Raw genomic sequence first — 14,208 nt, 5'->3', positions numbered from 1 at the left:
ATCTATCATCACTTTCAGTGATGAAGCATATCGTCGACAACCTGTTCCGTTGTCAGTTGGAAGGGGTAGTAAGTCGGCCAGTTATCCATTTCCGCCAGCAATGCTTCCTGGGATGTATTCCCCATAAATATATGGAAATGGGCCGATTTGCGTGGCGCGATGGTGTGATCGCTGAATTGAACATATTTCGGCGCTTGGCTACCGGCATCTCTACATTCAAACAGGTAGCGAACCCCTTTTTTGCCCGAGGTGTAAGTCAGGATTTTATAGCCGGCATAGTCGTACTTGCAGGAGCTCTCTTCGTTGCCTTTATGGAAGGCCATAACGCCGTTTTCAATCCCGATAGTGTCTATATCGCCAGCGTACCCTTTGCGGTAATACGCTTTGATCTGTTCGAAGGTTTTACCCGGTTCTTTTTCTGCCTTCTTCTTGAACACCGGATCAAGGTCCCCATTTTGCAAATAAGGATAAACCGACTGCCATACGCCATCCCAATCCGACAGGCTTCTATCCTTCACGTTCTTATCATCGAAAACACCGACAGCGGCCTTCTGCTCGATGTCCGTCAAAGGTTTGCCATGCGAATGATGGCCATGGGCTGACACGTAGCCACACACCAAGAACGCACCCAGCGCCAATGAAAGTTTACCAAGATAACGTCCCAAAATATCACTCTCCTTAGGATTGCAAAAAAACAAAACGTTACAATATAACATAACAATTACTGATTCAATGCGATCTTCAGTTACCTGAGGTATCCCTCCACAAAGACGCGTTTGCCAACGAACCCATCATCAGTATTTTCCGAGGGGCGATTTTAGAATCCGGCATCAGCAGGTAACGCCTCATTGCGTTGATTTCTGGCAAGAGTCATGGGGGGATGGCCCATTTCAATTATCATTATTGTCAGTAACGGGGCTAAAATTAAGTGTCTATGAATACCCTTCATAAGTTCTCTTTGGGGGGCGATGCTTGAACAAGGAAATAACAATGCTCAAAGAAAACTTCAATGAACTCCAAATCTTTCTCGTGGTGGCAAGAGAGCGAAGTTTTACCAAAGCTGCTGGTAAGCTTGGTGTTTCCCAGTCAGCCCTTAGCCATGCCATGAAAGCTCTGGAAGAACGACTGAATCTCCGTCTTTTAACCCGAACCACGCGAAGCGTTGCCCCCACAGAAGCCGGCGAGAGAATTATTGCCTGCCTTGAACCTCGTATTGCCGATCTTGAGCAGGAGCTGGAGTCGCTTTTGCAACTGAATGGCAGAGCCTCCGGCAACATCCGTTTATCTGCGGGAGAACACGCTGCGCGGAGTCTGGTATGGCCGAAGCTAAAACCCTTTCTCAAGGAATATCCGGAAATCAATGTCGAGTTGTTGGTCGATAACGGCTTCGTCAATATCGTCGATGGCCGCTTTGATGCCGGGATCCGCCTGGGCGAAAGCGTGGATAAAGACATGATCGCTGTGAAGATTGGTCCGGATATGCGAATGGCCGTGGTGGGCGCACCGTCATATTTTGCAGCTAACCCTGCGCCTGAAACGCCGCATGAGCTACAAAATCATCGCTGCATCAATATGCGCTTGCCGACTGCCGGTGGCCTTTATCACTGGGAGTTTGAGAGAGAAGGGAAGCCGCTGCGTGTGAGAGTTGAAGGACAGGTAACGTTTAATCTGCTGGCGGAAAGGATCGATGCGGTGTTATCGGGTTTTGGCATCGCCTGTGTTCCCGAGGATGTGGTTCAGGATCATGTAAAGTCAGGAGAACTTATTCAGGTTCTGCAGGACTGGTGCCCTTCTTTCCCCGGATACTACCTTTATTACCCCAGCCGCAAACAGCACCCACCTGCTTTTGCGCTGATGATCGATGCGCTTAGGTACTCGCAATAGCGGCTCCGCAATGTGCAGCGGACCCGCCTGAGTTTTAACGAAGCGCCATGTAACCGAATCCAGAGATACCCGGATAACATTTTTTGCATTCAATAAGCGCTTCTTTTGTCCTGGCTTAAACGTCGAGTTTGCGGCCAGTCAGCCATTCAACCATGGCTGGATCGCGATGAGAAAAGAATGCGCTGGTGGCTGTATCAAGAGCGGCAATCTGCAGCATATCTGCAGAGTTGAGTTCAAAATCGAGAATATTGATGTTCTCTTCCATGCGTTCTTTTCGCACTGATTTTGCCAGCGAAACGATGCCGCGCTGGTATATCCACCGCAGAACAACCTGACCTACACTTTTTCCGTATTTTTGGCCAATCGCCGTTAACACGGGGTGTTGGAACAGACCATTTTTACCCTCCGCAAAGGGTGCCCAGGCCTCCGTCTGAATGCCACGGCTTTGCATCCAGGGAGCGGCATGCAATTGTTGGTTGAAGGGGTTTACTTCAATCTGGTTGACCGCAGGGGCCACTTTGTTGAAGGCGATAAGATCGGCTAGCCTGTCAGGGTGGAAGTTACTGACGCCTATTGCACGAATTTTGCCTGCCTGTTGGAGTTCTTCCATTGCACGCCAGGCACCATGCACATCACCGTATGGCTGGTGAATCAGGTACAGGTCAACATAGTCCAGTTGCAGTCGGTTCAGAGAACGTTCGAACTGCGCTTTAGCACCTTCGTAATGGGTACCCTGTAGCCAAAGTTTAGTGGTAACAAAGAGTTCGTTACGTGCGATCCCGCTCTGTTTCAGTGCGTTGCCGACCTGGGTTTCATTCTGGTAAGACGCGGCGGTATCGATCAGGCGGTATCCTGTATCGATGGCGTCAATAACGGCTCTTTCGCATTCGGCGGCATCAGACATCTGAAACACGCCAAAACCCAGCAGGGGCATTTCAATGCCGTTATTCAGTTTTACAGTTTGCATGACGTTATCCTTCAGCTGTTGTGTAGGAAAGCATAACGCAAAGCGGTTTATTCGATTAGATGGGGTAATTAACTAGGGTTTATTAGACATATTCATTAATTATGCCGGCGCCTGGTGCCAATCGCGGAGGTTGCAATGTGGTTCATTGGCGGGCTCAGAATGTGAGACATATCATCACAAAGCGTGGCTAAGCAGATCCCTTATATTTGAGCTCATCAATGAATAAGGAGAAGGCAGAGCCAGGATGGCGCCGGTGTGGATAGTACAGGTGGTATCCAGGCAAATCAGGGGTAAATTTCTCCAGAACGCGAATCAGTTTTTTTTCTTCAATGGCATTCCGTACCTGGTCATAAGGTAGGTAGGCCAGCCCGTGTCCGTTAAGTACGGCATCAACAATCAAATCTAGCGTATTTAGCAGTAGTTGACCTTCCATGTGAACCCGGACTTCTCGCCCCCCGCGGATGAGTCGCCAGCGGTTTGCGGTACCTGATGTCGGAAGATACAGGTTGATAGCCTGGTGATCGACCAAGTGCGCGACAGATGTTGGGGTTCCCCGTCGCGCAAGATAATCTGGCGCACCCACTATCGCCATTGGAATATCAGGCCCAATACGCACTGCAATCATATCTTTGTCCATTTCGCCACCCAGGCGTACACCGGCGTCAAAACGTTCAGATACCACGTCAGTCAGGCCATAATCGATGATGAGTTGTACATTGATTTCGGGGTGAGATTTCAACAAATTGTGCATGGCAGGCAGCAGTATGGTCTTTGCTGCATGTTCAACCGTTGTGATACGTATCGTGCCGGAAGGTCGGTCGCGTAAATCCCCCAGAGAGGCCACGGCAGAATCAAGATCATGCAGCATAGGACCCAGTACGGACAACAGTTGCTCTCCGGCCTCGGTGGTTACAACGCTGCGGGTCGTTCGCGTCAAAAGACGAAACCCCAGTCGTTCTTCAATGCGCCGGACAATCTGGCTTAATGCCGACTGCGCCATATTCAGACGAGACGCGGCCCGGGTAAAACTGCGTTCTTCAGCGACGACCACAAATGCCACCAGATCCGCTATCTCATCACGCTTCATCTCTGCCTTTATTCTCGTTAATTAATCATTTAAATGATAGGTCCTATCGTGATTTTGGGTCTAATCATCTTAATGGTCAATGACTATAGTGATATCACCAGGCGTTACTGCTAACCGAAGCCCTATGAGGAACCGGATGATGAACCAGAAAATCAGCTTCACTAATACCAATATCCCGACTATTTCTTTATCTGCTGTGATCTATTTCCCCCCAGCATTTGATGAGAACCGTGAGTATCCGGCTATCGTCGTTTCCCACCCGGGTGGCGGTGTTAAAGAACAAACTGCCGGAACCTATGCTGAAAAGCTGGCAGAAAATGGATTTGTGACCATTGCCTACGACGCATCCTACCAGGGGGAAAGTGGCGGTGAGCCGCGTCAGTTAGAAAATCCGTATATTCGTACCGAAGACATTAGCGCTGTGATTGATTATCTGACCACGCTGCCGTATGTCGACAATGCGCGAGTGGGGGCAATGGGGATTTGTGCTGGTGCGGGTTATACCGCAAATGCTGCAATTCAGGATCGTCGCATCAAAGCGATAGGTACCGTAAGTGCGGTAAATATTGGCTCGATGTTCCGTAACGGCTGGGAAAACAATGTGAAATCCATTGACGCACTGCCGTACGTAGAGGCGGGCTCAAATGCCCGTACCGGTGATATTACCAGTGGTAACTATACCACCATGCCACTGGCACCCATGAAAGAGTCCGATGCCCCAAACGAAGAATTACGCCAAGCCTGGGAATATTACCATACGCCACGCGCGCAATATCCAACCGCTCCTGGGTTCGCCACGCTGCGCAGCCTGAACCAGATTATTACCTATGATGCCTACTCTATGGCCGAAGTTTATCTGACCCAGCCGATACAGGTTGTGGCGGGCAGCATGGCTGGGAGTAAATGGATGAGTGACGATTTGTATGACCGTGCCTCAAGCACCGACAAGCGCTATCACATTGTGGAAGGCGCTAACCACATGGAACTGTATGACGGTAAAGAGTACGTCGCTGAAGCGGTTTCGGTATTAGCCCCGTTCTTTAAAGGAACACTGTAATGAAACATGTGCATATTCAGAATACCGACATGGCCTGGCACATTGCCGCCGATATTCAGTTCCCATTGGATTTTGATGAGTCCAGACAATACCCGACGATTATCAGCGTCCATCCTTTTGGCAGTTGTAAGGAGCAGACATCCGGCAATGTTTACGGCAAAGCGCTGGCTGAAGCGGGTTATGTCGTTATCGCTTATGACGCCAGTTTCCAGGGGCAGTCTGGTGGTACTCCACGTTGGGTAGAAGATCCGACCCAGCGTGTAGAGGATATTAGCCGAGTGATTGATTACGCCGTCACTCTGCCCTACGTCAATGCTGAACTTATTGGCGTGTTGGGTATCTGCGGCGGTGGCGGCTATGCCATCAATGCCACCCTGACAGAAAAACGAATCAAGGCCGTAGTGAGCATTACCGGCGTTAATATCGGCCGACTTTTCCGCGAAGGTTTCAGTAATTACGACCCGATTGGTGCTCTGAATGCGATGGCTGCACAGCGCACAATCGAAGCCCAAGGGGGCGAGCTTCACATTAACGAACTGCTACCTGCCAGTCTTGATATGGCGAAAGCCCATGGGCTGACCGAGCGTGATGTCTATGAAGCCACTGACTACTACAAGACATCTCGCGGTCAACAACCCGGTGGCGCAACGCGAATGCTGTTTTCGCATGCTCAGAAAACGCTGGCCTGGGATGCCTTTGCGTATGCTGAGGTGTTACTGACGCAGCCAGTGATGGTTGTTGTCGGAGAGAAAGTCGGTGCCTTTGGCGCCTATCGCGATGGCATGGAGATTTATGGACGAGCAACAATCTCGAAGCAGCGCGAACTGGTTTCCTTGCCTGATTTTTCACATTACGAGCTGTATGACAAACCCGAAGCCGTTCGTGAAGCACTGGCCAGGGTGCTGCCGTTTTTTGCCGCACACCTGGGATAAGACCAGACGCCTCTATGAGTAGGGGGCTGACTGTGGCGCCAGCAGCCGGGTTGTTCGCGACCCTGGAAATATTCGACACCCGCACCCGGCAAACCGCCGGGTGATCATGGGCGACGTGTTGAACCCGTCGGTTCTCGAACAGGCCCTGTAGGGGCAGGATCTTGTCTATGCCAACTTGGCGGGGGAGGGCCAGGATCTGATCTTCAGGCGAAGGCCGTGATAGAGGCTCCGGGCTAGATTAAACCTTATCTACCGAACAACGCTGCCAATCTGCCTATTTAAGACCCTAGAGCAATCGCGTGGCCAGAATGGCAACGGCCAATGCCAGAATGACGGCGCCAAAGAACTTATTAATATAGATACCGATTGCCGGGCTGGTTTTTATTTTCATTGCAATTTTACCTGCCAGAAATACCAGGGGAATTTCAATGAGGAACATAATGACGATGAGCTCAATGCCCAATATCAGCATCTGCATACCCGGCATGCCCGTTTCAACCCGAATGAACTGCGGGATAAATGCCAATGTAAAGATGATGGCTTTAGGGTTCAGCAAGTTGGTCAGTAATCCTTGCGAATAAAGTTTATGCAGGCTTTTCCGCTCGCTGTTGTTTTGAAGGCTGATCGCGTTTTTGTTGTTAAAGATGCCAAAGCCTACCCACATAATATAGAGCGCGCCGCCGACGACAAAAAAACCATATAACACAGGCGAAGAGGCGATCAGCGCCGTAACGCCGGCAATCGCAAGACCGATGTGACACGTCACCCCAGTGACAGCGCCAAATACGGTGATTAGCCCCGCTTTCGTTCCCTGGCTGATGGCGTTAGACAATGCGCAAAGCATGTCGGCACCCGGAATAAGCGTTAGCGCGGCAGCCGAAAGAGCAAATAAACCCAACGTGGAAAGATCGATGAACATGTTTTCTTCTCGTCGTCAAAAAGGCATATTCTTAGCGCCTCTTCGTCGGTGAGATAGAACGATATTGCTCAAATGCGCCGATCGCGGTAGCTACGCGGCGTGACGCCGTACGTCGACTTAAATATTCTGCCCATGTGCGACTGATCGGCAAATCCGCAAGCGATAGCGATTTCCGCGATGTCTCCGCCCCTGGAAAGCAAGGCCTTAGCCTGTTGCAATCTAAGCTGCCGCTGATAGCGACTCGGCGATAAACCAAATTTTGCCGAGAACTGGCGGCAAAGGTGGAACTTCGATATGCCGACTGCCTGCGCCAGCATATCCAGACGCACTTCCTGCGCATTATGATCGTGCAGATACTCTTTTGCCCTTCGCAAACCTGGCGTGATGTCGCCAGCCTCAGTCAATGACTGCCACGGGGAAAACACCTGGAGCAGCTCCGCCACACAGTGGCTCCAGGCCACTTCACGATCAAAATGGCTAGATTGCATGTCAGTTAATACCGTAGCGGTTTCACACAATTTTTTGGCTAAAACCGCATGTTCGATGTGCTTTCCCTTGATCGTAGGTAATTGCATTCCCATGCTCTCCGCTGCGCCGAGCAGCATCTCGTGGCTGGGATAAAACATAAAATAGTGGCAACCCTCTACACCCAGAGTGGTCCCGGCATGCATCTGCCCTGGGGAGATGACGCTGATTTGCCCACGGCAGACGATACCCTCGGCGTCGCCTTTGGCACTGTTGTTATTGGCGCCGCGCAGGACAACGCCAATCGACCAGGTATCATGCCAGTGCACGTCAAATCGGTGGTCCGAAAAATCTGCAATGAGCAGCTCAAGCCCGCCCAACGCGTCAAAACGATGCATGAATGCCGAATTCCCCATAGCCTTTCTACCTGCTTAACCGCTGCCACCGGTGACCAAAATAACACACAACACGCAGCGTGAAAGCCAGCGGTTCAACATTGAAAATGTGTCCTTTGCATCATAAAAAAGGGGCCATTCGGCCCCATAACATCATGTTCGCATTCATTCTTTATTAACTATCGGGCAGATTAATGTTGATTCATTGCGCCGTAGTTTAAAGGGTGCCAGCCATAGCCATCACCGCTTTTACTGATGTAGCCCAGGCCAGGGAAGGACAGATGCGCGCCCGCGACAAGTGCTCTTTGCTGAGCAAGACTGTCAAACAGCTTCTTGCGCTGTGCAACGGCGGCAGGGACATCAATATCATAGGCGATAGCGACATTCGGGTCAGGGAATTGTACGGAAGCGACGTGGATCATATCGCCCAGTATCACCATCTTTTTCCCTTTGCTTTCGACGGCAAACACGCTGTGTCCTGGCGTGTGCCCACGCGTATCGATAGCCGAAATACCCGGTGTTAATTCCTTATCGCCTTCGAACGTCTTCAGTTTTCCCGCCGTTTCGTAAGGCTTTAATGAAACGGATGCGGCATCAAAGAAGCGCTTATCTTTCTCTTCCGCCTGTTGTTTTTTCTCTTCGCTAAGCCAAAAAGCGACTTCTTCTTTCTCCACTCTGACGATGGCGTTCGGGAAAGCGATTTTATTCTGCGCCATCAGTCCCCCCACATGATCGGGGTGTAAATGGGTTAAATAAATCTCATCCACCTGTTCCGCCTTATAGCCCGAAGCATTTAAATTTTTCATCATCTTGCCCAGCGTTTCGCCATGCAGCATGCCGGTGCCAACGTCGATTAAAATCAACTTGCCTCCGGTGTTAATCAGATAGGCATTCACCGATGTCGGCAAGGGTAACGACAGGTTATTGAGCGCCATCGCCTTTTCGAGCTGCTTCAACTGAGTGTTGATCAATATTTTATCTGCGGGCATCGGGCTTATTCCGTCAGACAACGCCGTCACTTCGAAGTCGCCAAGCATTATCCTGTAGAACCCGGGATTTTCTATTTTAGAAAAAGGCGCCATGGCGGTTGAAGCAGCGGAAAAAACGGCGAGAAACGCGCCAATGAGTATATTGCGACGCATAGAAGACCTCGTTAATGTAAGAAAAAATACCTAAGAACCCCTATGAAATAGGGGTAATGAACGTTGAATCTTCCTACCGATGATTTAGAACTCTTGCACTGTCGGCCTGATAACAATTTCACTTACGTCCACGTCTGAAGGCTGCTCGATCGCATACGCTATGGCACGCGCGATTGCATCGGCAGAAATCGCCTGGCTCTGATAGAGCTCGACAACGGCCTTCGAGCTTTCTGCGTGCGAGCTGCCCATCTTCAATTCAGTGTCGATCAGGCCGGGAGAGATGGTGGTGGTTCTGATCTTCCCGCCGACTTCATGGCGTAAACCTTCGGTTATGGCGCTTACCGCGAATTTTGTGCCGCTATAGACCGTCCCTCCGGGACTGAATACCTTCTTGCCGGCGATGGACGAAATAGTGATGTAATGACCGAATTGCTGTTTTTCGAACAGCGGCAGCGTCGCGGCGATGCCGTAAAGCACCCCTTTCACATTGATATCGATCATTCGCTCCCACTCATCAACCTTCACGGCATTGAGCGGGGCGATCGACATTAGCCCTGCGTTGTTGACCAATACATCAATCTTGCCAAATTGCTTTACGGCCTGGGCGATCATCGCTTCGACATCCAGGCGGTTTGTCACATCCACCTGCAGCGCTAATGCGCTCCCTCCGGCATCAACGATTTGCTGGACCAACGCATCAAGACGCGCTTTTCTGCGTGCCGCAACGACTACCGTGGCCCCCTTTGCAGCCAGGTGTTTTGCGGTTGCTTCACCAAGCCCACTGCTGGCGCCGGTGATCACGACGACTTTACCTGCAATACTGTTCATCTTTCTTTTCTCCTGTATTTGTCTGTGCGAATACTTTATCCGCAGTTTAAAATCAGTAAATGGAAGTGTTATGCTTTTAGAATTCCATTTTTTGGAATAAAGAGGTGATGGTGCAAAACAGACAAGAAGCATTACGTATTTTCTGCTGTGCCGCAGAGGAGATGAACTTTAAACACACGGCGACCAGGCTTGGTATTTCCCCGCAAAAAGTCACAAGAGCCATCAAAGAGTTAGAGTCGTTGCTCGGGGAGCAGCTATTTCACCGCAGCACCCGAAGCGTAAAGCTCACAGATTTTGGCCTCGGTTTTTTTGAGCAGGCAAAAATAGCCATGGAACAGATGAACAGGCTGTTTCAGGAAAAAAAGAAGAGTACAGAAGATATCAATGGCGTTGTACGCATCACGGCACCACATACCTATGGCAGTGAAATCATCATGCCAATATTGGCGGAGATTACACGTTTGTATCCCGCAATTACGCTCGAACTCCACCTGTCAAATATACACAGCGACCTGGTTGATGAAAAAATCGATATCGGCATACGCATAGGCTTTTTGCATGACCAAACCTGCATCGTTCGCCAACCCTGTACCATGCCTTTCCATCTGGTTGCATCACCGAAGCTGCTTGAAAACATGCCGCCACCTGCCAACGTTGATGATCTTGCCCGCCTGCCGATTGTGGCGCTGCTTAACCGTAAAACCGGGCGCTACTGGCCCTGGGAGTTTAGTCAAAAACGCAATTTCTATCCGAAATCCGCCGCATTTGTCACTGACACACCCGATATTGAACGCAAAGCGGTACTCGCCGGTTTAGGGTTTGCCCAACTGGCGGAGTATTTGGTAGAAGACCACATCGCGTCAGGTGAGTTGGTCTCCGTTCTCCGTGACGATGCACCGCCTCCGTGGCCGGTCAATCTCTACCACACACATCAGACCCCTTATCCAATGAGAGTGCGTTTGGTTTTTGATTATCTTTTCAAAAAATTGAGTCAGGGCTAGATGCGTCAAGGTTATCGAACCTCGCGAACCAGGCACGGATTACCCAACCGGCCTGGGCCGGTTCTCGAAGTGCTTCTGACGGTAATATCTGCCTTGCTACAAGAGGGCTGAACGTTCATTCATTTCACGCTATGGCTGACTCTGGATAAGGCCTATTATTATACGGTCTCTATAGATGCCCAATGAAAGGATTCGGATGATGGTATTTGAAGATAAGAAGAAAAAAGCAATAGCCCTGATGGAAGATAAAAAGATGTGGCGGAGCAATTATGCACCGCCGATCTTGCGCCTGTTTTGGATGATGGGGGGTAAAATGCCACCGCCACCGTTCGCCCCCTTCTGGCTGAATACATTGTTCTTTGCCGTCTGGTTTGGCCCGCTATGGGGTATTCTTATGTGGTTTAGTCGCTGGAAAAATGAAGGTGTCAGTATACTAACCGAGGTGTTAAATGCCCTCTTTGCCGGTTTGTTGTTTGGTTTATTCATGGCGTTAATCCACTCTTGGCGCAAGCGGGCCAACAAACTGCCTGACTGGAAGAGTCTCTGACAGGGCAATGGTCCAAACGCCAGAAAAAAAAGATTTATAGAAAAATTGTTCTCAGTGTTCACTTTTGATTTTAGTTTTTTAAAAACAAATAATTAAGCAGTGACCAGTGGGCGATGGATTTACCCTGTGGATGGGCGGCAGGGCGAAATATCAGGCAAAGAAAAGGCCTGCAATGCAGGCCTGAGTAGTTACCGCTACGGGGTTCCCCGGTGTTGGGTGTATGCGGTTTGTACAGCTCGACTATAAGCGGCCCTACGCAACAGCGTCCAATGGGTTCGGCAGATCAATAAAAGTCTATTGATCGGCAAAAACGATCGTAACGTTATTTGCTCAGCGCATTTCGGTATGGGGCAGGGGACCTGTAGTCTGCACTGTGTAAGGATTCTTCCATGATTGGCATACCTAAACGTATACCAATAACCCGAAGGTTTGATTGGGTATTCTTGGAGAGCTACAGACACAAAAAAGCCCGCAACGTGAATTGCGGGCTTTTTCGTTATTGTCACCAGATCTATCTGGGGTCACCGGTGACCTATTTGGTGGAGCTGGGGGGATTTGAACCCCCGTCCGAAATTACTACACCGTCGGCACTACATGCTTAGTCCAATCTTTACATTCGCCGGTCAGCTGCGGATGGACACGCCACTAACAAACTAGCCTGATTGGATTTAACGCTTCAGCCCCAGGCAGGACATCTGCGCGATCTCTTTTGGGTTTGACCTCTCTTGATCCCCGTCCTAAGAGCGGAGGCTAGGGAGAGAGGGCTCTGAGCAGGGTATTAAGCTGCTAGTGCGTAGTTTTCGTCGTTTGCGACTATTTTTTTGCGGCTTTTTACGAGGCCAACCGCCCCTCGGCATGCTCCTAGGGCTTCGCAAATCCCGTCGAATCCAGAATCAGCCCCAAGTAACTTTGTACAGTATACCAGAAGTTTAGCCCGTTAAGCCAGAGGCTTATCGGTTTGCGTGCTTCATGATACGGGCTTTCGCCGTCTGCCATTCACGATCTTTGATGTCATCGCGCTTATCGTGTTCTTTCTTGCCTTTGGCTACGCCGATTTTGACTTTGACCCAGGCATTTTTCCAATACATGGACAAGGCAACCACGGTATAACCTTCGCGGTTAACACGGCCGAATAATGAATCCAGCTCGCGTTTGTTCAACAGCAGTTTACGGGTACGCGTCGGATCGCAAACCACATGCGACGAAGCCACGCTAAGCGGCGTGATAGTGGCGCCAAACAGATAGGCTTCACCATCGCGGAATGTTACGTAGCTGTCGCTGAGGTTGGCTTTGCCGGCACGCAGCGATTTTACTTCCCACCCTTGCAGGGACAGGCCCGCTTCGATTTCTTCTTCAATGAAGTATTCGAAACGCGCTCGCTTGTTTTGCGCAATGGTGGCAGAACCGGGTTTGTGTGCTTTTTTCTTTGTCATAGTGTGTTCATTATACTGGATGCGCCAGCGAAAGAAATCCTTTACCGCTCAGCACCTGCGCAATTTTTCGCATTTTTGGCCCCTTCGTTGCATAGCAGATTTTTTGTTTGCTGATAGATAAATGATATGATTTGTATGTTTTGTGTCTCACAGGAAATGATATGCCCCAGATCAGTCGGTCTGCGTTGGTGCCGTTCAGCGCCGAGCAGATGTATCAGTTGGTAAACGATGTTCACTCTTATCCCGATTTTCTGCCTGGTTGTACCGGTAGCCGGGTGATTGACGCGTCCAACAATGAAATGACCGCCGCAGTGGATGTTGCCAAAGCCGGTATCAGCAAAACGTTTACTACGCGTAATACGCTGCTGGATAACCAGAGCATCAATATGCAACTGGTGGATGGTCCCTTCCGTAAGCTGATGGGGGGCTGGCATTTTACGCCGCTCAGCCCGGAAGCCTGCAAGGTTGAGCTGCACCTCGATTTCGAATTTACCAACAAGCTGATCGAGTTGGCATTCGGAAAGGTGTTTAAAGAGCTGGCCGGCAATATGGTGCAAGCATTCACCCAGCGGGCAAAAGAGGTTTACAGTGTCAGATATACGGGTTGAGGTGGTTTACGCCCTGCCGGAACGCCAATATCTGCGCAATGTCACGCTGGCAGAAGGCAGCAGCGTTGAACAGGCGATAATTGCCTCTGGGCTGCTTGAAGTGCGTAGTGACATTGACCTGCAAAGTAACAAGGTGGGCATCTATAGCCGACCAGCCAAGTTGGGTGATGTGCTCAACGATGGCGACCGGGTGGAGATTTACCGCCCCTTGATTGCCGATCCTAAAGAACTGCGCCGCCAACGGGCAGAAAAGGCAAAAAAATAAGGCGCTGAATGCGCCTTATTTTTTATCAGAATGTTATCTTCCGAGTTGCAGCCTGTGACTGTCATGAAGAACGTGACGCATCCCTCATGGGCCGGACGATAATTCCCCGCTGATTATTTGGTCAACGCAGGTTTGTTCTGAATATCGGTCAACACGCCAGCGCTGTTGAAGGTCAACGTCAGGGTCTGCTGAGTGATATCTTCATGGCCTGGTTGCTGACGGAACACATAGAACCATGTCTGAGTACCGAACGGGTCCTGCAGCATTGGGGTACCCAATGTGTAAGCGACCTGTTGCTGGGTCATACCTTTCTGAATTTTAGCTACGTCGGTTGACGTCAGGTAGTTCCCTTGGTTGATGTCAGGCCGGTAAACCACCTTCTCAAAAGTAGAACAGCCTGCAGTCAGCATCACAAGAACTACAGCGGCGGCAGTCAGCGTTTTACAGCGCATAGTAATCACATTCCTTTAGGGCATAGGTTGCCGATGATAATAGACCTTGGTGCTGTTGGAAACCCTTATACCCTTCATCTTTCAAGTTGTCGCTGTGTTGGCTGCCCTCGTTCACCCCAGTCACTTAGTTAACTAAGCTCCCGGGGATTCCCTTGGTTGCCGCCTTGCTACAACGTGAAATCTATTGGGTATACCCGTGATCCTTCACGTTGTCGCGGTGTTGGCT

Annotated in this window: 16 protein-coding genes, 1 other RNA gene and 1 pseudogene; 8 read left to right on the top strand and 10 right to left on the bottom strand. The window is 50.2% G+C overall.

Translation table 11 applies throughout. From position 1 onward, the window contains the following. Positions 1 to 14: 14 nt before the first annotated feature. A complete protein-coding gene (zinT, locus tag JOE25_RS25585) occupies positions 15 to 665 on the bottom strand; it encodes a metal-binding protein ZinT (RefSeq protein ID WP_245210106.1) in 651 nt (216 codons plus the stop codon). 325 nt (positions 666 to 990) lie between these two features. On the opposite strand from zinT, the gene JOE25_RS25580 reads away from it, so the two are divergent. Then, on the top strand, positions 991 to 1,884 hold the full coding sequence (locus tag JOE25_RS25580) for a LysR family transcriptional regulator (protein WP_209640276.1): 894 nt from the start codon (positions 991 to 993) through the stop codon (positions 1,882 to 1,884). 115 nt (positions 1,885 to 1,999) lie between these two features. Here the strand turns inward: JOE25_RS25580 and JOE25_RS25575 are convergent, their stop codons facing one another. Together JOE25_RS25575 and JOE25_RS25570 are read right to left on the bottom strand one after the other, a co-directional pair. Next, positions 2,000 to 2,851 carry an aldo/keto reductase gene (locus tag JOE25_RS25575; RefSeq protein WP_209640273.1) on the bottom strand — a complete coding sequence of 284 codons (852 nt, stop codon included), beginning with the start codon at positions 2,849 to 2,851 and terminating at the stop codon, positions 2,000 to 2,002. Positions 2,852 to 3,038: 187 nt separating this feature from the next. Beyond that, entirely contained in the window at positions 3,039 to 3,938 is a 900-nt protein-coding gene (locus JOE25_RS25570) for a LysR family transcriptional regulator (protein WP_209640270.1), read from the bottom strand. A 136-nt stretch (positions 3,939 to 4,074) separates the two neighbouring features. Between JOE25_RS25570 and JOE25_RS25565 the strand changes: the two genes are divergently transcribed. The 3 genes and pseudogenes from JOE25_RS25565 to JOE25_RS26630 all read left to right on the top strand — a co-directional run. Next, entirely contained in the window at positions 4,075 to 4,995 is a 921-nt protein-coding gene (locus tag JOE25_RS25565) for an alpha/beta hydrolase (RefSeq protein WP_209640266.1), read from the top strand. Further along, positions 4,995 to 5,927 carry an alpha/beta hydrolase gene (locus tag JOE25_RS25560; protein WP_209640262.1) on the top strand — a complete coding sequence of 311 codons (933 nt, stop codon included), beginning with the start codon at positions 4,995 to 4,997 and terminating at the stop codon, positions 5,925 to 5,927. Before JOE25_RS25565 ends, JOE25_RS25560 begins: the two co-directional genes overlap by 1 nt. A 79-nt stretch (positions 5,928 to 6,006) precedes the next feature. After that, positions 6,007 to 6,075: pseudogene (locus JOE25_RS26630) on the top strand (hypothetical protein); the annotation flags it as partial. A 138-nt stretch (positions 6,076 to 6,213) separates the two neighbouring features. Here the strand turns inward: JOE25_RS26630 and JOE25_RS25555 are convergent. The 4 genes from JOE25_RS25555 to JOE25_RS25540 form a co-directional block, all read right to left on the bottom strand. Then, positions 6,214 to 6,846, bottom strand: a complete 633-nt coding sequence (locus JOE25_RS25555) for a LysE family translocator (RefSeq protein ID WP_209640259.1) — start codon at positions 6,844 to 6,846, stop codon at positions 6,214 to 6,216. A gap of 68 nt (positions 6,847 to 6,914) precedes the next feature. Continuing rightward, the gene (locus JOE25_RS25550) at positions 6,915 to 7,709 is read right to left on the bottom strand and encodes an AraC family transcriptional regulator (protein WP_209640256.1); all 795 of its coding nucleotides are present in this window, start codon (positions 7,707 to 7,709) and stop codon (positions 6,915 to 6,917) included. Positions 7,710 to 7,897: 188 nt separating this feature from the next. Then, positions 7,898 to 8,695 (bottom strand): MBL fold metallo-hydrolase, encoded by a 798-nt coding sequence (locus JOE25_RS25545; RefSeq protein ID WP_245210105.1) that lies wholly within the window; start codon positions 8,693 to 8,695, stop codon positions 7,898 to 7,900. A gap of 237 nt (positions 8,696 to 8,932) precedes the next feature. Next, positions 8,933 to 9,676, bottom strand: a complete 744-nt coding sequence (locus JOE25_RS25540) for an SDR family oxidoreductase (RefSeq protein WP_209640251.1) — start codon at positions 9,674 to 9,676, stop codon at positions 8,933 to 8,935. Between the two features lie 107 nt (positions 9,677 to 9,783). Between JOE25_RS25540 and JOE25_RS25535 the strand changes: the two genes are divergently transcribed. Then, complete coding sequence (locus tag JOE25_RS25535) at positions 9,784 to 10,677, top strand: LysR family transcriptional regulator (RefSeq protein WP_209640415.1); 894 nt, start codon at positions 9,784 to 9,786, stop codon at positions 10,675 to 10,677. 199 nt (positions 10,678 to 10,876) lie between these two features. Next, positions 10,877 to 11,224 (top strand): DUF6404 family protein, encoded by a 348-nt coding sequence (locus tag JOE25_RS25530; protein ID WP_209640412.1) that lies wholly within the window; start codon positions 10,877 to 10,879, stop codon positions 11,222 to 11,224. Between the two features lie 537 nt (positions 11,225 to 11,761). Here JOE25_RS25530 and ssrA read toward each other — a convergent pair. Both ssrA and smpB read right to left on the bottom strand, forming a co-directional pair. After that, positions 11,762 to 12,125, bottom strand: a transfer-messenger RNA (tmRNA) gene (gene ssrA / locus JOE25_RS25525). A gap of 49 nt (positions 12,126 to 12,174) precedes the next feature. Continuing rightward, positions 12,175 to 12,657 carry an SsrA-binding protein SmpB gene (gene smpB / locus JOE25_RS25520; RefSeq protein WP_020828274.1) on the bottom strand — a complete coding sequence of 161 codons (483 nt, stop codon included), beginning with the start codon at positions 12,655 to 12,657 and terminating at the stop codon, positions 12,175 to 12,177. 161 nt (positions 12,658 to 12,818) lie between these two features. On the opposite strand from smpB, the gene JOE25_RS25515 reads away from it, so the two are divergent. Both JOE25_RS25515 and JOE25_RS25510 read left to right on the top strand, forming a co-directional pair. Beyond that, positions 12,819 to 13,265: a type II toxin-antitoxin system RatA family toxin gene (locus tag JOE25_RS25515; RefSeq protein ID WP_037422140.1), complete on the top strand. Its 447-nt coding sequence runs from the start codon at positions 12,819 to 12,821 to the stop codon at positions 13,263 to 13,265. Next, positions 13,246 to 13,530, top strand: coding sequence for an RnfH family protein (locus tag JOE25_RS25510; protein WP_209640248.1), 285 nt, complete (start codon positions 13,246 to 13,248; stop codon positions 13,528 to 13,530). Before JOE25_RS25515 ends, JOE25_RS25510 begins: the two co-directional genes overlap by 20 nt. Positions 13,531 to 13,643: 113 nt before the next feature. On the opposite strand, the gene bamE is transcribed toward JOE25_RS25510, so the two are convergent. Further along, positions 13,644 to 13,982 (bottom strand): outer membrane protein assembly factor BamE, encoded by a 339-nt coding sequence (bamE, locus tag JOE25_RS25505; RefSeq protein WP_037422134.1) that lies wholly within the window; start codon positions 13,980 to 13,982, stop codon positions 13,644 to 13,646. Positions 13,983 to 14,208 lie beyond the last annotated feature (226 nt).

The organism is Serratia sp. PL17 (genome assembly GCF_017832355.1).
Taxonomy (GTDB): domain Bacteria; phylum Pseudomonadota; class Gammaproteobacteria; order Enterobacterales; family Enterobacteriaceae; genus Serratia.
The sequence above is the reverse complement of the archived record's forward strand: the minus strand, read 5'-3'. Positions and strand labels throughout refer to the sequence as shown.